At 37.8% G+C, this 17,283-nt stretch carries 15 protein-coding genes; 8 read left to right on the plus strand and 7 right to left on the minus strand.

Annotated features, from left to right (window positions below; genetic code table 11):
* Nucleotides 1–36: 36 nt before the first annotated feature.
* Both I5M19_RS08745 and I5M19_RS08750 read right to left on the minus strand, forming a co-directional pair.
* Nucleotides 37–1,350 (minus strand): amidohydrolase family protein, encoded by a 1,314-nt coding sequence (locus tag I5M19_RS08745; protein WP_200065822.1) that lies wholly within the window; start codon nucleotides 1,348–1,350, stop codon nucleotides 37–39.
* Between the two features lie 17 nt (nucleotides 1,351–1,367).
* Nucleotides 1,368–4,448 (minus strand): amidohydrolase family protein, encoded by a 3,081-nt coding sequence (locus tag I5M19_RS08750; RefSeq protein ID WP_200065823.1) that lies wholly within the window; start codon nucleotides 4,446–4,448, stop codon nucleotides 1,368–1,370.
* Between the two features lie 174 nt (nucleotides 4,449–4,622).
* Between I5M19_RS08750 and I5M19_RS08755 the strand changes: the two genes are divergently transcribed.
* Nucleotides 4,623–5,141, plus strand: a complete 519-nt coding sequence (locus tag I5M19_RS08755; RefSeq protein WP_200065824.1) for a DinB family protein — start codon at nucleotides 4,623–4,625, stop codon at nucleotides 5,139–5,141.
* Here the strand turns inward: I5M19_RS08755 and I5M19_RS08760 are convergent.
* Nucleotides 5,138–5,761 carry a class I SAM-dependent methyltransferase gene (locus I5M19_RS08760; protein ID WP_200065825.1) on the minus strand — a complete coding sequence of 208 codons (624 nt, stop codon included), beginning with the start codon at nucleotides 5,759–5,761 and terminating at the stop codon, nucleotides 5,138–5,140. The two genes, I5M19_RS08755 and I5M19_RS08760, sit on opposite strands and share 4 nt — an antisense overlap.
* 116 nt (nucleotides 5,762–5,877) lie before the next feature.
* Here I5M19_RS08760 and I5M19_RS08765 point away from each other — a divergent pair, with 116 nt between their 5' ends.
* The 5 genes from I5M19_RS08765 (at nucleotide 5,878) to I5M19_RS08785 (ending at nucleotide 9,855) form a co-directional block, all read left to right on the plus strand.
* Nucleotides 5,878–6,351, plus strand: coding sequence for a DUF4920 domain-containing protein (locus I5M19_RS08765; RefSeq protein ID WP_200065826.1), 474 nt, complete (start codon nucleotides 5,878–5,880; stop codon nucleotides 6,349–6,351).
* 128 nt (nucleotides 6,352–6,479) lie between these two features.
* A complete protein-coding gene (gene uxaC / locus I5M19_RS08770) occupies nucleotides 6,480–7,889 on the plus strand; it encodes a glucuronate isomerase (RefSeq protein ID WP_200065827.1) in 1,410 nt (469 codons plus the stop codon).
* A 2-nt stretch (nucleotides 7,890–7,891) separates the two neighbouring features.
* The gene (locus I5M19_RS08775; RefSeq protein ID WP_200065828.1) at nucleotides 7,892–8,935 is read left to right on the plus strand and encodes a sugar kinase; all 1,044 of its coding nucleotides are present in this window, start codon (nucleotides 7,892–7,894) and stop codon (nucleotides 8,933–8,935) included.
* On the plus strand, nucleotides 8,928–9,587 hold the full coding sequence (locus tag I5M19_RS08780) for a bifunctional 4-hydroxy-2-oxoglutarate aldolase/2-dehydro-3-deoxy-phosphogluconate aldolase (protein ID WP_200065829.1): 660 nt from the start codon (nucleotides 8,928–8,930) through the stop codon (nucleotides 9,585–9,587). Before I5M19_RS08775 ends, I5M19_RS08780 begins: the two co-directional genes overlap by 8 nt.
* A 31-nt stretch (nucleotides 9,588–9,618) precedes the next feature.
* On the plus strand, nucleotides 9,619–9,855 hold the full coding sequence (locus I5M19_RS08785; protein ID WP_200065830.1) for a VF530 family protein: 237 nt from the start codon (nucleotides 9,619–9,621) through the stop codon (nucleotides 9,853–9,855).
* Here the strand turns inward: I5M19_RS08785 and I5M19_RS08790 are convergent.
* Complete coding sequence (locus I5M19_RS08790) at nucleotides 9,852–11,210, minus strand: DEAD/DEAH box helicase (RefSeq protein WP_235985785.1); 1,359 nt, start codon at nucleotides 11,208–11,210, stop codon at nucleotides 9,852–9,854. The two genes, I5M19_RS08785 and I5M19_RS08790, sit on opposite strands and share 4 nt — an antisense overlap.
* 27 nt (nucleotides 11,211–11,237) lie before the next feature.
* Here I5M19_RS08790 and I5M19_RS08795 point away from each other — a divergent pair, with 27 nt between their 5' ends.
* Nucleotides 11,238–12,398, plus strand: a complete 1,161-nt coding sequence (locus I5M19_RS08795) for a glycoside hydrolase family 172 protein (RefSeq protein ID WP_200065831.1) — start codon at nucleotides 11,238–11,240, stop codon at nucleotides 12,396–12,398.
* Nucleotides 12,399–12,416: 18 nt separating this feature from the next.
* On the opposite strand, the gene I5M19_RS08800 is transcribed toward I5M19_RS08795, so the two are convergent.
* From I5M19_RS08800 to I5M19_RS08810, 3 genes are read right to left on the minus strand one after another with little or no spacing between them, the layout of a single operon-like run.
* The gene (locus I5M19_RS08800) at nucleotides 12,417–13,091 is read right to left on the minus strand and encodes an arylesterase (RefSeq protein ID WP_200065832.1); all 675 of its coding nucleotides are present in this window, start codon (nucleotides 13,089–13,091) and stop codon (nucleotides 12,417–12,419) included.
* A 10-nt stretch (nucleotides 13,092–13,101) separates the two neighbouring features.
* Nucleotides 13,102–15,684 carry an ABC transporter permease gene (locus I5M19_RS08805; protein ID WP_235985786.1) on the minus strand — a complete coding sequence of 861 codons (2,583 nt, stop codon included), beginning with the start codon at nucleotides 15,682–15,684 and terminating at the stop codon, nucleotides 13,102–13,104.
* Nucleotides 15,662–16,351, minus strand: coding sequence for an ABC transporter ATP-binding protein (locus I5M19_RS08810; protein ID WP_200065833.1), 690 nt, complete (start codon nucleotides 16,349–16,351; stop codon nucleotides 15,662–15,664). Before I5M19_RS08810 ends, I5M19_RS08805 begins: the two co-directional genes overlap by 23 nt.
* A 144-nt stretch (nucleotides 16,352–16,495) precedes the next feature.
* Between I5M19_RS08810 and I5M19_RS08815 the strand changes: the two genes are divergently transcribed.
* Nucleotides 16,496–17,200 (plus strand): NUDIX hydrolase, encoded by a 705-nt coding sequence (locus tag I5M19_RS08815; protein WP_200065834.1) that lies wholly within the window; start codon nucleotides 16,496–16,498, stop codon nucleotides 17,198–17,200.
* The last annotated feature ends 83 nt before the right edge of the window (nucleotides 17,201–17,283 follow it).

Below are 17,283 nucleotides of genomic sequence, written 5' to 3' on the forward strand. Positions count from 1 at the left end.
AACATCCGGGATTTTTTAATTTAAATCTCTTTATCATTAATCAGCTTTAAAGCCATATTTATCGCTGAATTTTTTATAAAGTTGCTTATGCAGATTATCCAGATTAATATTGCGTCCCTGAATAAATGCGGTTTCTACATCCAATGTTATCATATCTAATGCATCGCCTGTGGAAATGAAAAGATTAGCATCCTTACCCTTTTCCAGAGTTCCGGTGGTTTTATCAATACCTAATATCTTAGCGTTATTAATTGTAATCATCGACAGGGCCTGTTCTTTAGTTAAGCCAAATCCTACTGCCTGGCCGGCTTCAAAAGGTAAGTTGCGTTGTCGCCAAAACCCTGTGCCGGTTAAGCCATATAATACTCCGGCATCCTGTAGTATTTTTGGTAATTTATAAGGAAGATAAACGTCATCTTCGTCTTTATCAGGAAGAGTTTGTGTTTCACGAATAATAACAGGGACATTATTGTCCTTTAACACATCGGTGACAAGGTAAGCTTCTGTTCCACCTACAATAACTGCTTGTATTCCAAACCTTTTAGCAAAGTTAACAGCCTGCGTAATTGGTTTAGCACCATCGGCAATGATGAATAACTTCTTTGAACCATCAAACAGACCGCGCATAGCCTCAAACCTAATATTTTTGATTTCGGGTTTATCAATTTCAGCGTACGCTTTAGCTTGCATGAAAAACTCTGTTATATAGTCAATCGCTTTTTGATTACGTTCCGCAGGTGATTCCTGATTACCGCCACCTCCGGATGGTGCAAAACGTCTCCCGCCTGTACGCACATAAGGCCAGTTTAAATGGATGGCAATATCGGTCTTGTAAGCAGCGTCCTCCCAATTCCATGCATCCAGCTGAACTACGGATGACTCTCCTGAAATTACTCCGCCGTTAGGTGTTGGCTGTGCCAGCAAAATCCCATTTGAGCGTACCGTAGGGATTACTTTAGAATCAGTATTATAGGCAACAATAGAGCGTACATTAGGATTAAGTTCACCCGTTTCACTATCATCAACAGTTCCACGTGCGCCTTCTTCAATCTCGATTAAACCAAGAGTGGTCATGGGAGCAATAAAGCCCGGATATATTTGTTTGCCTGTAGCATTAACAACGTCATAACCGGTAACTGCAGGTCCTGCTCCTTCGCCTACACCTGTTATCTTCCCTTTATCAAATGTAATGTATCCGTTGTTTATAACCTGTCCGTTGCCTACATGTATGGTAGCGCCGGTTATCAATACGGGTTTAACTTGTGGTTTAGCGGGCGATATATTTGCTTGCCCGTAGCTGAGGCTTATGCAAAGCAATAATCCTCCTAAACTTAATATTATTTTTTTCATGATCGTGTTAAATAGGATTATTGATTTTTAGCAGATGCATGTATAGCTGCACGTACTTTTTCCATCTCGGTATATTCATCAGCAACAACAAAGTTTTCTTCTTCCAATGTTTCACATTGATATAAGCGCCTGCGATTCATACCCGGGCGTTGTGTTGCAGCACCACCATTTTTGGCTTCTAACATTTTTTGAATGATTCGTGCCTCATCGGTTTTCATGGTTTTTTGATTAGCAGCGTCCTTGTCATAATCCCAGTAAAGTATACCATCTACAAAAGTTTTCTCTGCAACAGCGTAAACCGACAAAGGGTTAGCAGTCCATACTACAATATCTGCATCTTTACCAACCTTAATACTGCCAACGCGATTATCAATATGTAACATTTTTGCAGGATTCAAGGTAACTAACTTCAATGCTTCTTCCTGGCTCATACTTCCGTAGGTAACTGCTTTCCCTGCTTCCTGATTCAACCTGCGAGCCATTTCAGCATCATCAGAATTAAAGCCGGTAACCAATCCCATTTCATGCATTAATTTACCATTGTAAGGTATAGCTTCGGCTACCTCGCTCTTATATGCCCACCAATCGGAGAAGGTAGAGCCAGCAATATGATGTGCCTTCATTTTATCTGCCACTTTATAACCTTCCAATATGTGTGTAAATGTATTAATATGGAAACCCAAAGAATCAGCGACATGTATCAACATGTTAATTTCTGACTGAACATAGGAGTGACAAGTAATAAAACGTTTATTATCCAATATTTCAACTAACGCATCCAGTTCAAGATCACGCCTTACATTATTACCTTTTATTGCTCGCGCTGCTTTATATTCCTTTGCACGGGTAAAAGCATCTATATAAACCTGTTCAACGCCCATTCGTGTTTGAGGGAAACGCAGTTCGGAGCCAAATGAAAAATTATTGTTACTGCCTTTTACATTTTCGCCCAGGGCAAATTTGATGAACGGATCCGCACCTTCAAACTTAAGTTGCTCCGGTAAAAGGCCCCAGCGATGTTTGATCAACTGGTTTTGCCCGCCGATAGCATTAGCTGAACCATGAAGAATATGTGAAGTAGTTACCCCCCCAGCTAACTGGCGATAAAGATTTATATCTTCTGCGTCAATTACGTCAGCTATTCTTACCTCTGAAGTTACTGATTGAGTTCCTTCATTTACGCCGCCGGAAATAGCAATATGCGAATGCTCATCAACTATACCCGGTGTTATATTTTTTCCTGTTGCATCTATTACTTTAGCATTACCTGCCGCAAGGTTTTTGCCTATTGCCTTTATTTTGCCATTCTCAATTAATACATCTGTATTTTGCAGAATTCCATCTTTCTCATTTGTCCAAACCGTTCCGTTTTTTAATAGTACTGTTTCCGGTTTAGGCAAAACAGCGTTACCATACGCTACAAAAGGATAAATTACAGGGCCAACCTGTAGGTCAGGTTTGTCTGTACCACCGCGGCGGCCAGCCGGAGATGTAGGAGCGGGGCCGGAATAAGCAGCCGTCCATTTACTATGTGCACCATCCGGGAGAATTGCATCCCCCTTAATAGTAACAGGCGAATTATCAGCTATATATCCCGCTAAACGAATTACTCCGGACGGTTTATTGCGAAAATTGAAATAAATGCTCAGGTCATCACCTGTGCGAGTTATAGTACCACGTACACGGGTACTATCCGGACCTTTGCGTTCAATATTAACATCATAGGTACCAGGTGAACCACCTATGGTTAAAACCGTATTACCAAATGAATCACCTGTAAGGTTGTATACACCACGCAGGTCAGCAACATCTGATTTACTGACGATATACTGACGCCCTTCTACCCAATTCTCATAAATTATATTATCAGCCTTAAATAGGCTATCGGAAGTGATAATAAAGCTGGCCATTTTACCCTTTGTTAGGGTACCTACTTTATCAGCAATTCCAAGCATTTCAGCAGGTATGGTAGTTAACGAATTTAAAGCCTGTTTCTCTGTTAACCCGTAATCAATAGCTTTTCTAAGATTGGTCCAAAAATCACGACTATTAGATATTCCATAAGAAGTAATGGCAAATTTAACTCCCGCTTTTTCTAATACACCTGGATTGGTAGGAGCAAGCTCCCAGTTTTTTAACTGCTCATAACTAATATTACGCGCATCAACAGGATCTTCCACATCGTAAGGTGCAGGAAAAGTTAAGGGAATTATTAACGGACTTGCTAATGCCTTTACCGCATCAATCCTTTGATATTCCAAACCATCCGTTTTATAAATATATTGTTTGCCGAACTCTTTAGCTATTTTAGCAGCACGTAGAATATTTTGCGGATCGGATACTTCAAATATCTGCGGGATATTTTGCATACGGTTAAACTCAGCTAAGGATATATTGTACTCTTCGTTCTGATTTTTATACCATTGCGCATCATAATAAGTTTGACGTAGCAATGCAATACTCCCCATTAATGATGAAGGATAATTTGTGGCAGCAGTACCTTTACTAAACGAATAGTTAGCTGCAGCTTCATCATTTAGTATAACCAGGTTGTCGCTTTCATCGGCTAAGCTAACAGCTACTGATGTACCTCGGGCAATTCCATCATGTATTAAAGATTGAACCGTGCCGAATCCATTTTTTTTTAAGACCTCAGCCTGTGATGAATTAACATGAAATATGGTTTTGGCTGTCATTTCGGGCTTGATAGCTTCATTCCAGCCATAAGCGCCGGGTTTTGTTGAAACCGGTACGGAAACACGACCAAAACCTCTTGTAAAAGATTGACGTGGGGCTTCCGGCATACCATAAGTGGTGTAAGCATCTACAAGGCCGGGATAAATAAATTTTCCTTTAAGGTCAATAATGACATAACCTTTTGGGATTGCTGCGTCTTTACCGACAGCCTCAATAACACGGTCTTTAATGAGCAATGTACCATTTGTAATGGTTTGGTCGGCGCTAACAACGATATTAGCGTGGGTGAAAGCGTATTTTCCCGGACGTATATCCCAGGCGCCATTTACCGGAAACGTTTCCTGGGCACGGCACAGTTGAAATACCATCAGAAAAAAACAAAAAAGTAAAGGTTTCTTCATGTGATAATAGTTTTTTACTAAACTAAAACTATTTTTAAAATGATGTTTAAGAGTATTGCAATATCATATAATTGTTACACCGCTGCATGGCGTATTTTACCCCCTATATTGCCGTATTTGCACCCTCTAAAATAATATCTGCAGTTTTATATTTATTATTTAAAATAAATGAACATGTTAATAGAAGCTATTGAAGAGTATATAGAGGTTACAGATACATTTATCAACACCTTATCAAAATTTACTGAGGATAATTTTAATAAACAAGCATTAAACTCTAGTTGGACGGCAGCGCAGGTTGCACAGCATATATTAAAATCACAGATAGGTATCCCAGCATGTTTAATAGGAAACACAATACCGGCAAAAAGACAGGCTGACGAAAAAAAGGATATGCTTGCAGGTATATTTTTAGATTTTAACGCAAAATATAAATCACCTTCCTATATCTTGCCTGATGATGCACCGCACGAAAAGACAATTATGCTGGCCGGATTAAAAGAAATATTCGATAAAATTAAATTAACAGCAGAAACTCTTAATGACGATTTTGTATGCCTTGATTTTGATACCAATGCTTTTGGACCTCTTACCAGACTTGAAATATTATATTTATCGATATATCATATTATAAGACATGAAAGACAAGCCGATGTAATATATCAATCCCTGACACATCAGGGACCGGTTTAATTTAACTTGGCTTTAATAATCATAGATTTCCATAAATAAGGAAATCTTCCACACCCTTTAAAATCCACAATGGTAAAACCAGCATCGGTTAATAGCTTACTTAATGTATTTTTTGACCAAAACTTTATATGCCCGCCAACCGCTACCGGGTTGGTATGTTTATCCCACTTGTTAAATACACTTAATATTAAATTTTTAAAATAACCGTGATAAGGAGTAGATATGATCAGTTCTCCGTTTGTTTCGTCCAAAATACTTTTACAAAAATCAATGAAAGCAAACGGGTTGTATAAATGCTCAATAACCTCGGTTGAAATGATAGTATCAAACTTAAGATCTCGTATTTCCACCGGCAATTTGCTATCGTCCAGGTCTTGGATAAAAAAACGATCCGGATTTTTTTGTTTTGCAATAGCTATACCTGTTTGCGAAGCATCAATGCCATAAGCATTATAACCATATGCTATTAAATTATTAACCAAGTATCCATTTCCACATCCCAGGTCTAATATACACCGGTTATCTTCTTTATTAATAAGCGAGAGCAACGACTCCTGAATATAATGCCACAGATGGCTCGGATTTTCGCTATGAAAATTATGCTCTTGATATTCTGCCATAAAACAATTTAAATTATATGTCCAAGATAATAATTAAGTAATAAGAGGACTATTTAAAAAAGAAAAACAGAAAGAAATGTATTATTTTTGTTTGATAATATCCCTAAAATATCATTATGAAAAAATTAATCCTGTTTTTATTATGTATTTGTTTCAGCATTTTTGCTTGGGCACAAAATAGCATTAAACCCGCTGCTCCCGGTGTTACTTATGGTAAAATTGTTACCGGCGATAACGCGCTTACTACCGAGCAGCTTAATACAACATTGGCTACTGATTCCGTTTATAAAGGAAAAATTACCGGTACTGTTGTTGAGGTTTGTAAAAAGAAAGGTTGTTTTATGAAAATTGCTCAACCTGATGGTTCACCCATAATGGTGCAGTTTACTGATTACGCTTACTTTATGCCGCAAAATATTGTTGGAAAAACTGTAGTAGTAGAAGGTGCAGCTAAAGTTAAGGAGACACCTGTTGAACGATTGAAGCATTATGCAGCGGATTCCGGAAAAAGCGAAGAAGAAATAGCTGCTATAACTGTACCCAAAAGAGACATCGCCATTATGGCTGATGGTGTACTTATTGTTAAATAGTAATTTATAATATTTTCTATATAAAGCCTGTAAAAGAAATTTTACGGGCTTTTATATTATATAAATCCACAATAAATTGTGCGTTAATCTTATTTATCCTAATATTACAATTGAACATTAAACTTCTTATGAATACTTTTCTTAATGATGATTTTTTACTGCACACCCCCACAGCTAAACGTTTATATCACGACTATGCGGCTAAAATGCCTATAATAGATTACCATTGCCATTTGCCTCCAAATGAGATCGCAGACGATATTAATTTCGAAAATCTTACGGCTGTCTGGTTAAATGGTGATCATTATAAATGGCGGGCAATGCGGGCTAACGGCGTAAATGAAAGTTATATAACCGGAGGAAAATCTGACAAAGAAAAATTTGATCAATGGGCTGCCACAGTTCCTTATACCTTGCGCAACCCTTTATATCACTGGACTCATCTGGAACTGCAAAGATATTTTAACATACATGATCGTCTGTCTGCAGCAACAGCATCAGATATTTATGCGCATTGCAATACCATGCTTCAACAAAAGCAAAACAGTGTGCGTGGCCTTATAACTGCCCGTAATGTAGAAACTATTTGCACAACTGATGATCCGCTTGATAACCTGGAGCATCATCAAAAGATAAAAAAAGATGGTTTTGGCACTAAAGTGCTTCCCGCTTTCAGACCCGATAAAGCCATGCAAGCTGATGATGTTATTGCGCTTAATACTTACATACAGCGGCTGGAAGAAATTTCCGATAGTACAATAAGCAGATTTGAAGAATATCTTAGTGCTTTAAAAAAACGCCACAACTATTTTGCTGCTAACGGGTGTTGTGTGTCTGACCACGGATTAGAGCATATGTACGCAGAAGATTATACTGATATTGAGATAAATGCTATTTTTTCAAAAATACGCTCAGAGCAGATGTTATCATCCATGGAAATCGCTAAATTCAAATCTGCAATGTTATATACTTTCGCGGTTTGGGATCATGAAAAAGGCTGGGTACAACAATACCATATAGGTGCTTTGCGTAATAACAGCTCACGTGGATTAAGGCAGGCAGGACCTGATACCGGCAGAGATTCTATAGGGGATTTTTTACAAGGCATCAGTCTATCACGCTTTTTGGACAAATTGGATAAAGAAGACAGGTTGACTAAAACAATTATTTATAATTTAAACCCATCTGATAACGAGCTGATAGCAACCATGGCTGGTAATTTTAACGATGGCTCAATAGCGGGCAAAATACAGTTTGGTTCCGCATGGTGGTTTCTTGACCAAAAAGACGGCATGACCAAACAATTGAACACTTTATCAAACATGGGGCTGCTTAGTCGTTTGGTGGGCATGCTGACAGACTCACGTAGTTTTTTGTCCTTTCCGCGTCATGAATATTTCAGACGAATACTGTGCAATCTTTTTGGCGATGATATAGAAAACGGTGAACTACCTAATGACCTGGAATGGACAGGAAAAATAATTCAGGATATCTGTTACTATAATGCTAAAAGTTATTTTGATTTTGATAAAAAATAGAGATGAGTTCCGTACTATCAAAAAATCATAAGCAGGGCGAGGTTTTATGTTTTGGTGAACTACTTCTAAGACTTAGCCCCGATGAGGAAGGTCGGTGGTTAAATAACAACTCATTGCCGTTTTTTATTGGAGGTGCCGAACTTAATGTAGCAACGGCTTTATCATTATGGGATATACCTTGCAAATATTTTACAGCACTTCCTCAAAATAATCTATCGGCAGAGATTGTCCGTCATTTGAATAAAAAAAACATTGATATTTCAAGTATTCTTTACCAAGGTAACCGAATAGGAATATATTTTTTGACTAAGGGTAAGGATCTTAAAAATGATGCTTTAATATATGACAGGGCAAATTCTGCATTTGCGGACCTAAAGCCGGGTATGATAAACTGGGATGAAATTTTTGAGGGAATCACCTGGTTTCATTTCAGCGCTATATGCCCTGCCATAAGTCAACAGGCGGCTGATGTTTGTTTAGAAGTATTAAAAGCGGCTTCGGCTAAAAATATTACAATATCAGTCGACTTGAATTATCGCTCAAAGCTGTGGCAGTACGGCAAAAAGCCGAGTAGCATTATGCCTCAATTGGTACAATATTGTGATGTTGTTATGGGAAATATATGGGCAGCAGAATTTATGTTGGACATTCCTGTTTTAGGAGATATACATGAAACAGGTCAAAAAAGCACTTATTTAAAAGAGGCCTTATCAACCTCGAAACAAATTACAAGGTTGTATACCAAATGTAAGGCAGTTGCCAATACTTTCCGATTTGATACAGATAACCTAATCAGCTATTATACATCTTTGTATACTGAAGGCGATTTTTACAACTCTTATGAATATAAAACTAATAAAATAGTATGTAAGGTGGGTTCCGGAGATTGTTTTATGGCTGGTTTAATTTATGGTTTATATCATAATCATCAGCCGCAAGAGTTATTAGATTTTGCCACAGCCGCGGCTTTTCAAAAACTGTTTATAAACAGCGATGCAACCACCCAAACTGTCGAAGATATTAATAAAGCCATAAAATATGAATAAAAAAGAAGCTGTTTTAGATGGCATTTTATTACAAGGAATGCTGCCGCTGTTTTTTTATGAAGACGCGCAAGTGAGTGTACAAGTAATTAAAACGCTTTACAATGCCGGGGTAAAGGTACTGGAATACACCAACCGTGGAAAAGAAGCGTTGGATAATTTCAAAATAATTAAAAAAGAAGTGCTGAACAGCATGCCCGAATTACATTTGGGTATAGGCACTATAAAAACCGCAGATGAAGCTCAACAATTTGTAGATGCCGGCGCTGATTTTATAGTTTCACCAATAATAGATGCCCAAGTAGCGAAAATAGCGGCGGAACATACATTGTTATGGATACCGGGCTGCATGACGCCAACAGAAATACACCAGGCACAACTAAATAATGCCCGGTTAATAAAAATATTCCCGGCTAATATATTGGGACCGGCTTTTGTATCATCTGTCCGCGATCTTTTTCAGGGGCAGCTTTTTATACCAACGGGTGGGGTAGAGATAGAAGCAGATAATATAGCAGGATGGTTCCGTTCCGGTGTTTGTGCTGTAGGTGTAGGTAGTAAATTAATCAGTAAAAATATATTAGATAAGCAATTATACGACCAGCTATATAATGACACATGCAAAGCGCTTGAGCTGGTGCAATTAAGCAAGTAGATTACTATAAAACAGATGTAAATGTGATTTTATGGAGCAAATTCAAAAAGACCCATTACATGGTAAAACACTGGAGGTTATTTTAAAAGCATTAGTAATACACTTTGGTTGGCCCGAATTGGGATATCGCATACGTATCAACTGTTTTTTGGATAACCCAAGCATCAACTCGAGCCTTAAATTTTTACGAAAGACTCCCTGGGCACGTAAAAAAATAGAGGATCTTTATATTAAATACCATAAACAGATGGATAATAACAAAACTTAATGTTTCTTTTTATTATTCATTTTTGCCTTAGTACCTGAGCTGTAATTATACGTTTTGGCATTACTTGGTTTCTTTTCGTGAAAAGCCTCGCCCGGCACATGAGTGTTTGGATTTGGCTTGCCTGGCTGTTTTTGTTTTGCCTCAGTTTTGTCCTTTTTATCCTTTTCAATTATTAATTCATCAGGTAATTCTGCATTAAGCATTTTTTGTCCGGTTGCCTGTTCAATTTTTCGTACCTGATCTAACTCTATATCAGTAGTAAAAATTATAGCCAATGTCTCTTCCTGCGTATCTGGTGTTCCATTAACTACATGGTCAATATATATATGCTTTTCCAGCGGTAAATCAAAATGAATAATAAAGGGAATATTTTTCAGATCTACCTTTAATTTCAATTCATTTGCAATTATCAATGCACGGCATGCCTCAGTTTCTTTAAATTCTTCAATTGTATCTAAACTATTTTGCTCAAAGTTCAAGGGGTTTAGAATAGCCACAGCATTATGCATACGATTCGCTAAACTTTTATAAATTTTGTCGGCCGTTATCCGGGTATTCACAAACACTACCGCTTTAGTAAATAGCTCATCATCATACATAAATAAATTAAGCAAGTTTAGTTTGGTGCCAAAATTAGGCACATGATAAAGTACCTGTGAGTGTGTTTGTATTTCTGTATCAGGCACTTCATCAACTTCAATAGTCGCAGGTAATTGCATAAATGGGGCTATCATTTTATTCAAACGCTCATGCAATACCTCACTAAAAACCAGGTGCTGGCACTTTATGATACTGTTTGCCAGTTCTGTTACAGGCAATTGCATACCTTGTTTTACAATTAGCTGTGCGTCATCCACTATAAAAAGATCTATCTTATTTAAGTTAAGTCCTAACTTCAGGTAAATTGCACGTGCTCTGTCAGGCATAGCTACTATAATGTCTGCGCCTTCGGCCAAATCATCCATTTGCTGCTCTATGCTGCCACCGGTATGTAAACCAACTATTTGTATGGCCGTATTTCTATTCAATAATTCAAATTGTGCTATTATAGCAAATACACTTTCCTGGCTGGGCGTCAATATTAAAACCCTTGGTACGCCATCAGGCTTATAATTAAATAAATTCAACGCTCCCAAAACATAAGTTGTTGTTTTCCCACAGCCTTCGGGTCCAATGCTAACAACGTCCTGTCCGCCAATTATCCTGGATAATGATTTTAATTGGATCTCTTTCGGAGAATTGAAACCGACCTCGTTTAATGTTTTTATTAGCTGCTTTTTTAGCTTAAATTTTTCTGCCCACACCATAGTAAAATATAAAGAATGCAAAAATACATCTAATAATTCAGCATACATTATTACTTTTATTTAATAACCTGAATTATGAGAAAGTTTATCATCTTAACAGCACTGCTTTACCTTGCTGTAATTACAAATGCACAGGAAAAATTTAACGGTTTAAATACCAATATGGGTAATATATACCGTTTATCTGATGCAGTTAGCCGATCAATTAGTCCGGAAAATTTTAATGGCGAAAAGGGGAAAGGAGGGATGGCGACAACAGGAACCGGCGCCTCTGCTGCACGTGAGTTAGGGCAAACCTGGAAGGTTAGTCCGAGTGTTATCATAAAAAAACACACCACTTATACTATAGCTGAAATTGACGGGCCGGGAGCCGTTCAGCACATCTGGATGACACCTACCGGCAACTGGCGTTTTTCTATTATTCGCTTTTACTGGGATGATGAAACTACACCGTCTGTAGAAGTTCCTGTTGGTGACTTCTTTTGTATGGGATGGGGTAAGTATGCGCCAATACAATCATTAGCTGTAGCTGTAAACCCCGGTAGCGCATTCAACTGCTACTGGCCAATGCCTTTTCATAAAAAATGCCGTATAACAATGGAAAATATTGATGATCAGGACATGGTTTTATACTATCAGGTTGATTATACGCTGACAAAAGTACCTGACGATGCTGCTTATTTTCATGCGCAGTTCAGGAGGGTAAATCCGCTGCCATATAAAAAAGATTATGTTTTAGTAGATAGTATTCAAGGTAAAGGGCAATATGTGGGTACTTATCTGGCCTATGGCTCAAATAAAAATGGATGGTGGGGTGAAGGGGAAATAAAATTTTTTATGGATGGAGATACTAAATTCCCCACGATAATAGGTACCGGTACTGAAGATTACTTTTGCGGGTCATATAATTTTGAAACCAAAAAGAAAAACGCAGCAGGTGTAGAAACTGCAGAATATACAGAGTTTACAGGTCCCTATACCGGTTTGGCACAGGTGATACGCGGCGACGGGAATTATAATATTGCTCAACGTTTTGGTTTATACCGATGGCATATCGCCGATCCTATCCGTTTTGAAAGAGGCTTGAAAGTAACCCTACAGGATCTGGGGTGGCGCAGCGGAGGGCGTTATATGCCTTTACAGGATGATATCGCCTCCGTAGTGTTTTGGTATCAAACAGGTTCTCACACACCTTTCCCAAAATTACCTTCAAAGGATGAACTGGAAATAAACTAAAACATGGTAGAAGACAAGTTATAAAATGCCTTTAATGATGTCCCAAACATTTGCTGCAAGTATTTTGGCACCTTCAGCAGTAGGGTGTATTCCGTCCGCCTGATTTAATGAACGTATACCACCTACACCTTGCAATAAAAAAGGAACAAGTGTCATGTCGTTTTTCTTAGCAAGATAGGGGAAAATATTTTTGAAATCTTTAGCATAATTCGCTCCCATATTTGGAGGCACTTGCATGCCCAGCATTACCAGTTTAGCCTGCGGATATTTAGCCTTTACTTTATCAATAATAGCCTGAAGATTTTCTTTTGTTTCCTTTACCGGTATTCCACGTAAACCATCGTTTGCACCTAACTCTAATACAAAAACATCAAGGGGTTGCTTTAACAGCCAGTCAATACGTCCCAAACCGCCTGCAGACGTTTCTCCGCTTAGTCCTGCATTCACAATTGTATATGGTAGTTTAGCCGAATCTATTTTTGCCTGAACTACATTTGGGTAAGCATCTGCTGGATCATCTAAACCGTAACCGGCTGTTAAACTATCTCCGAAAAAAAGAATGGTTTTTTTCTGCTTGTTTGTTGCAGCCGTATTAGTAACGGTATCGGTTGATTCCGGTTTATTTTTACCACTGCAACCTGCAAACGCTATTATAGTAACTATTAAAACGGCTATTTTTATCCGATGTTTCATTTTTATTTCCTTAAGCATTTGACCGCAAAACCTCTAACGGTGGTTTATTTAAAATACCCCTGCTGTTTAATAATCCTATAATTATAGTTAATGATGTTATTATTAAAAATAACACAGCAACTGGCATAAAGTTGATGGAATAAGGCATATTAAAACGATATTTTGCCAAAAACCAGCTTGAGGCTATAGCAATAACAATACCCGTTAGTGCTGATAGAGCACCCAAGAATAAATATTCCAGTGAGGTTATAGCAAATATCTGTTTACGACTGGCACCTAAAGTGCGCAACAGTACGCTTTCCTGTATGCGCTGGTATTTGCTTATTCTTACCGATGATATCAGTACGATAATTCCGGTGATGATACTAAAACCACTCATAAATTTAATAACATAACCTATTTTATCCAATAAATCATCTAGTACACTCAGTACCAGGCCCAAGTCTATTATAGACACATTAGGGAACTGTTTTACAACAGCCCTCTGGTATTGTGCTGAAACTTCATTAGACGGAACATGCGTTAATAATATATGAAACTGTGGTGCATCTTCTAAAACCCCGGTTGGAAACACAATTTGAAAATTTGTGGATATTTTATTCCAGTTCACTTTACGTATACTACTTACTATGGCGGGCATCATTACTCCCTGTACGTTAAATAGCAGATGGTCACCTACTTTTACTTTTACACGTTCTGCAAAGCGCTCCTCTATAGAGACTGGTATATCTTTGCCAGTGGTAGCCACGCCTTCAAATTTTCCAGCTGTTATTTGTTCTGATGCGGTTAATGTATCGCGGTAAGTTACCCGGTATTCGTAAGAAAAAGCACGTTGCGAAATATGTGATGTACTATCTTTCTTAGCATCAGCCGCAGTCTTACCATTTACTTTTTCTAGCCGCATAGTAATAATTGGCACTTGTGATAATATAGGCAGTCCTTGTTTACGTGTAAGATCTGCAAGTGCTTTTTCCTGCTTGGTTTGTATATCAAACAAAATCATGTTTGACTGATTGCCGCTTGCAGATAACGTTACCTGACCTATAAGCAATTGTTGTATAAGAAACAGCGTGCAAATAAAGGCAGTACTTAAACCGATAGATACAGTTAAAATAATGGTTTGATTATTGGGCCGGTATAAATTAGCAAAGCCCTGTCGCCAAATATAGCTCCATGAACTCATAATCAGCAATCGTGTAAATCTGATCAGCAAATAGGCTATGGCGGTTAATACTAGAAAAGCGATCATTATACCGATAGTGAATACTGTAGCAGCCGTCCAGTCGCCTAATTGCATATACGAGAACGAAAGTATAAACACCAGCACTAAAAAATAAACAAACCATCTTAACGGATCGCGCGATATAGAAGATTCCTCAAAAGACAGCCTTAGCGTATTTAATGGTGATATATTTCGTATAGATATCAGCGGAAGCAGGCCAAATAGCACGGATATGATTACGCCTAAAATAACTCCTTGTATTACGGCTATCCAGGATATATTAACAGATATGGTAATAGGTAAAAAGTCTTTAAGTACTAAGGGCAACAGATGTTGTACGGCAGTACCCAATAAGGCTCCTGCAATTGACCCTATTAAACCTATGCCAATTATTTGTATCAGGTAAATCAGGAAGGCTTCAGACGCTTTTACACCTATGCAACGCAAAATAGCAATGGAAGCTACCTTTTCGCGAATGTAAATATTAATAGCACTGGCAACGCCTACGCATCCTAATAATAAAGCTACAAAACCAACTAAAGACAGAAACCTGGACAGATCAGCAAATGAGCGGCCTGTATTTTCCTTACGTGTTTCAATAGTTTCATAATTAAAGTCAGCGCTGTCAAGGTGAGGATTGATTTTCTTTACTATTTTGTCAATATCTGTCTGTTTATTATACTTAAAAAAGTAGCTGTAATTAACGCGACTACCTACTTTAACTAAACCCGTTTCGTGCAGATATCTTAAGGGGATATAAACAATGGGTGCAATGCCAGCAGATAAGCCCGTTTGTCCCGGGGCATTATTTAGTACACCTTTTATTAAAAATGTGGTATTGCCAATTTTTATGGAGTCGTTAACTTTGGCATTATATTGCAGCATTAGTGTTTTATCAACTAACGCGTATTTACCCATTTTAAAAGTATTGCCTGCTTGTGAAGGGTTAGTTTCCAATTGACCATAGTAAGGAAATTTCCCTTCTAGTGCCCTCACCTGTACAAGCCTTGTACCCTGGCTCTTCGGGAAATAGATCATAGAGGCGAAACTTCGCTGTTCCGATCTGTCATCGCCAAGTGAGTCCAATAAGGCTTTAAACTGAACGTCGGGATCCTTATTCCCGGTAATAGCAAGATCGGCGCCTATTAAAGTAGCTGCCTGGCTATTAATATCATTTTGAATATTATACCTGAACGAATAAATAGCAACAAGAGCGGCGATACCAAATATTATAGAAGAAATGAATAACAACAGCCTGCTTCTGTTACGGCGACTATCGCGCACGGCCATTTTAAAAAGCCAGGGGATATTTATTTTTCTTTTGAAATCTACGTCGTCCATAAGCAGCTTATTCATTACCGGTTTTTTCATCTGAGATCAATTTCCCTCCTTTGATCTTCAAAATCCTATTGGTTTTTGCGGCCAAGTCAAGATCATGAGTTACTAAAACCAAAGTAGTTCCGGCTTCCTTATTAAGGTCGAATATCAATTTAATTACTTTTTCACTTGTTTCGGCATCCAAGTTTCCGGTAGGTTCATCTGCAAACAATATGCTAGGTGAGTTAGAGAAAGCCCTCGCTAGTGATACCCTTTGTTGTTCTCCGCCTGATAGTTGAGCAGGGTAGTGATGACTACGGTCAGCCAGGCCAACTTTATCTAACAGATCAATGGCTCTGGCATTTATGTTTTTTTCTCCTCGTAGTTCAAGCGGTACCATTACATTTTCTAATGCGGTTAAAGTAGGTAACAACTGAAAATTTTGAAATATAAAACCAACATGTTTGTTACGCATCTGCGCTCTTTTGTCTTCTGTAAGGCTGCCAAGATTAATATCTTTTAATTCCACGATACCATCGGTGGCACTATCAAGCCCCGCACATAACCCCAACAACGTAGTTTTCCCGCTGCCAGACGGGCCAACAATAGCATTGGTTGAGCCTGCTGTAACAGTAAAACTTATGTCGTCTAATACAGTAAGTATATGCCCCGCACTTTTATAGGTTTTATTTAAATTTGAAATTTTTAATATATTTTCCAATCTGTATTTATATTTTGCTTAATAATTACCGATAAATTTAAAACTTTAACAACAACGGCAGGCTTATTAAATAATTCATTGCAAATACATTACATATACCTTCTAGCAAAGCTGAATTGTTATTATTCCACCTAAACTATAACCATGCAAGAGTATCCCGGACAAAAACGAATTTTAGTAGCTGTTGATTGTATAATATTTGGATTTGATGGTGTAAACGTAAAATTGTTACTTGTAAAACGCAGTTTAGTACCTGAACGCGGCAATTGGAGTTTAATGGGCGGTTTTATTAACCCATCCGAAAGTCCGGAAGATGCTGCTAATCGTGTTTTGGAAGAACGTACAGGACTTAAAAATGTTTATATGGAGCAATTTCAGGTATTTGGCAATCCTGAGCGTGATCCGGTTGAGCGTACATTATCCATTGCTTATTTTGCATTAATTGACATACATCAGTATGAAAAACAATTAAGCGCTGAAAATAACCCAGAGTGGTTTTTATTAGATGACATGCCTGAAATGGTTTTTGATCACGCTGAAATGGTAAACTTGGCAAAAAGAGAACTAAGATACAAAGCCGCGTTACATCCTATATTATTTCAGTTACTTCCTGAAAAATTTACCATACCGCAATTACAAGCTTTATATGAAGGAGTTTATCAAACGGAATTTGATGACCGTAACTTTAGCAGAAAATTGCTCTCAACCGGTTTATTAGTTAAATTGGCTGAAAAAGACAAGCAATCATCAAAAAAGGGAGCATTTTATTATCGGTTAGATCAAACTAATTATAAAGATAACATCAATTCTTTTCTAAACCTTGTTCCTAACCCCGATAAGTTTTTATAATCATCCTGAATAACTCTTTTTTACATCAAGCCACTTGATTGCGAACTGTTTTGTATTTTTATAATTCCAATAAACTGTTTTAG

The sequence above is a fragment of the Mucilaginibacter segetis genome (genome assembly GCF_016522075.1).
GTDB lineage: Bacteria > Bacteroidota > Bacteroidia > Sphingobacteriales > Sphingobacteriaceae > Mucilaginibacter > Mucilaginibacter segetis.

Excerpts from the sequence above, each read along its gene's own strand:
- I5M19_RS08745 (WP_200065822.1), bottom strand. The coding sequence starts at position 1,350 with ATGAAAAAAATAATATTAAGTTTAGGAGGATTATTGCTTTGCATAAGC.
- I5M19_RS08750 (WP_200065823.1), bottom strand. The coding sequence starts at position 4,448 with ATGAAGAAACCTTTACTTTTTTGTTTTTTTCTGATGGTATTTCAACTG.
- I5M19_RS08755 (WP_200065824.1), top strand. The coding sequence starts at position 4,623 with ATGTTAATAGAAGCTATTGAAGAGTATATAGAGGTTACAGATACATTT.
- I5M19_RS08760 (WP_200065825.1), bottom strand. The coding sequence starts at position 5,761 with ATGGCAGAATATCAAGAGCATAATTTTCATAGCGAAAATCCGAGCCAT.
- I5M19_RS08765 (WP_200065826.1), top strand. The coding sequence starts at position 5,878 with ATGAAAAAATTAATCCTGTTTTTATTATGTATTTGTTTCAGCATTTTT.
- uxaC (WP_200065827.1), top strand. The coding sequence starts at position 6,480 with ATGAATACTTTTCTTAATGATGATTTTTTACTGCACACCCCCACAGCT.
- I5M19_RS08775 (WP_200065828.1), top strand. The coding sequence starts at position 7,892 with ATGAGTTCCGTACTATCAAAAAATCATAAGCAGGGCGAGGTTTTATGT.
- I5M19_RS08780 (WP_200065829.1), top strand. The coding sequence starts at position 8,928 with ATGAATAAAAAAGAAGCTGTTTTAGATGGCATTTTATTACAAGGAATG.
- I5M19_RS08785 (WP_200065830.1), top strand. The coding sequence starts at position 9,619 with ATGGAGCAAATTCAAAAAGACCCATTACATGGTAAAACACTGGAGGTT.
- I5M19_RS08790 (WP_235985785.1), bottom strand. The coding sequence starts at position 11,210 with ATGTATGCTGAATTATTAGATGTATTTTTGCATTCTTTATATTTTACT.
- I5M19_RS08795 (WP_200065831.1), top strand. The coding sequence starts at position 11,238 with ATGAGAAAGTTTATCATCTTAACAGCACTGCTTTACCTTGCTGTAATT.
- I5M19_RS08800 (WP_200065832.1), bottom strand. The coding sequence starts at position 13,091 with ATGAAACATCGGATAAAAATAGCCGTTTTAATAGTTACTATAATAGCG.
- I5M19_RS08805 (WP_235985786.1), bottom strand. The coding sequence starts at position 15,684 with ATGAAAAAACCGGTAATGAATAAGCTGCTTATGGACGACGTAGATTTC.
- I5M19_RS08815 (WP_200065834.1), top strand. The coding sequence starts at position 16,496 with ATGCAAGAGTATCCCGGACAAAAACGAATTTTAGTAGCTGTTGATTGT.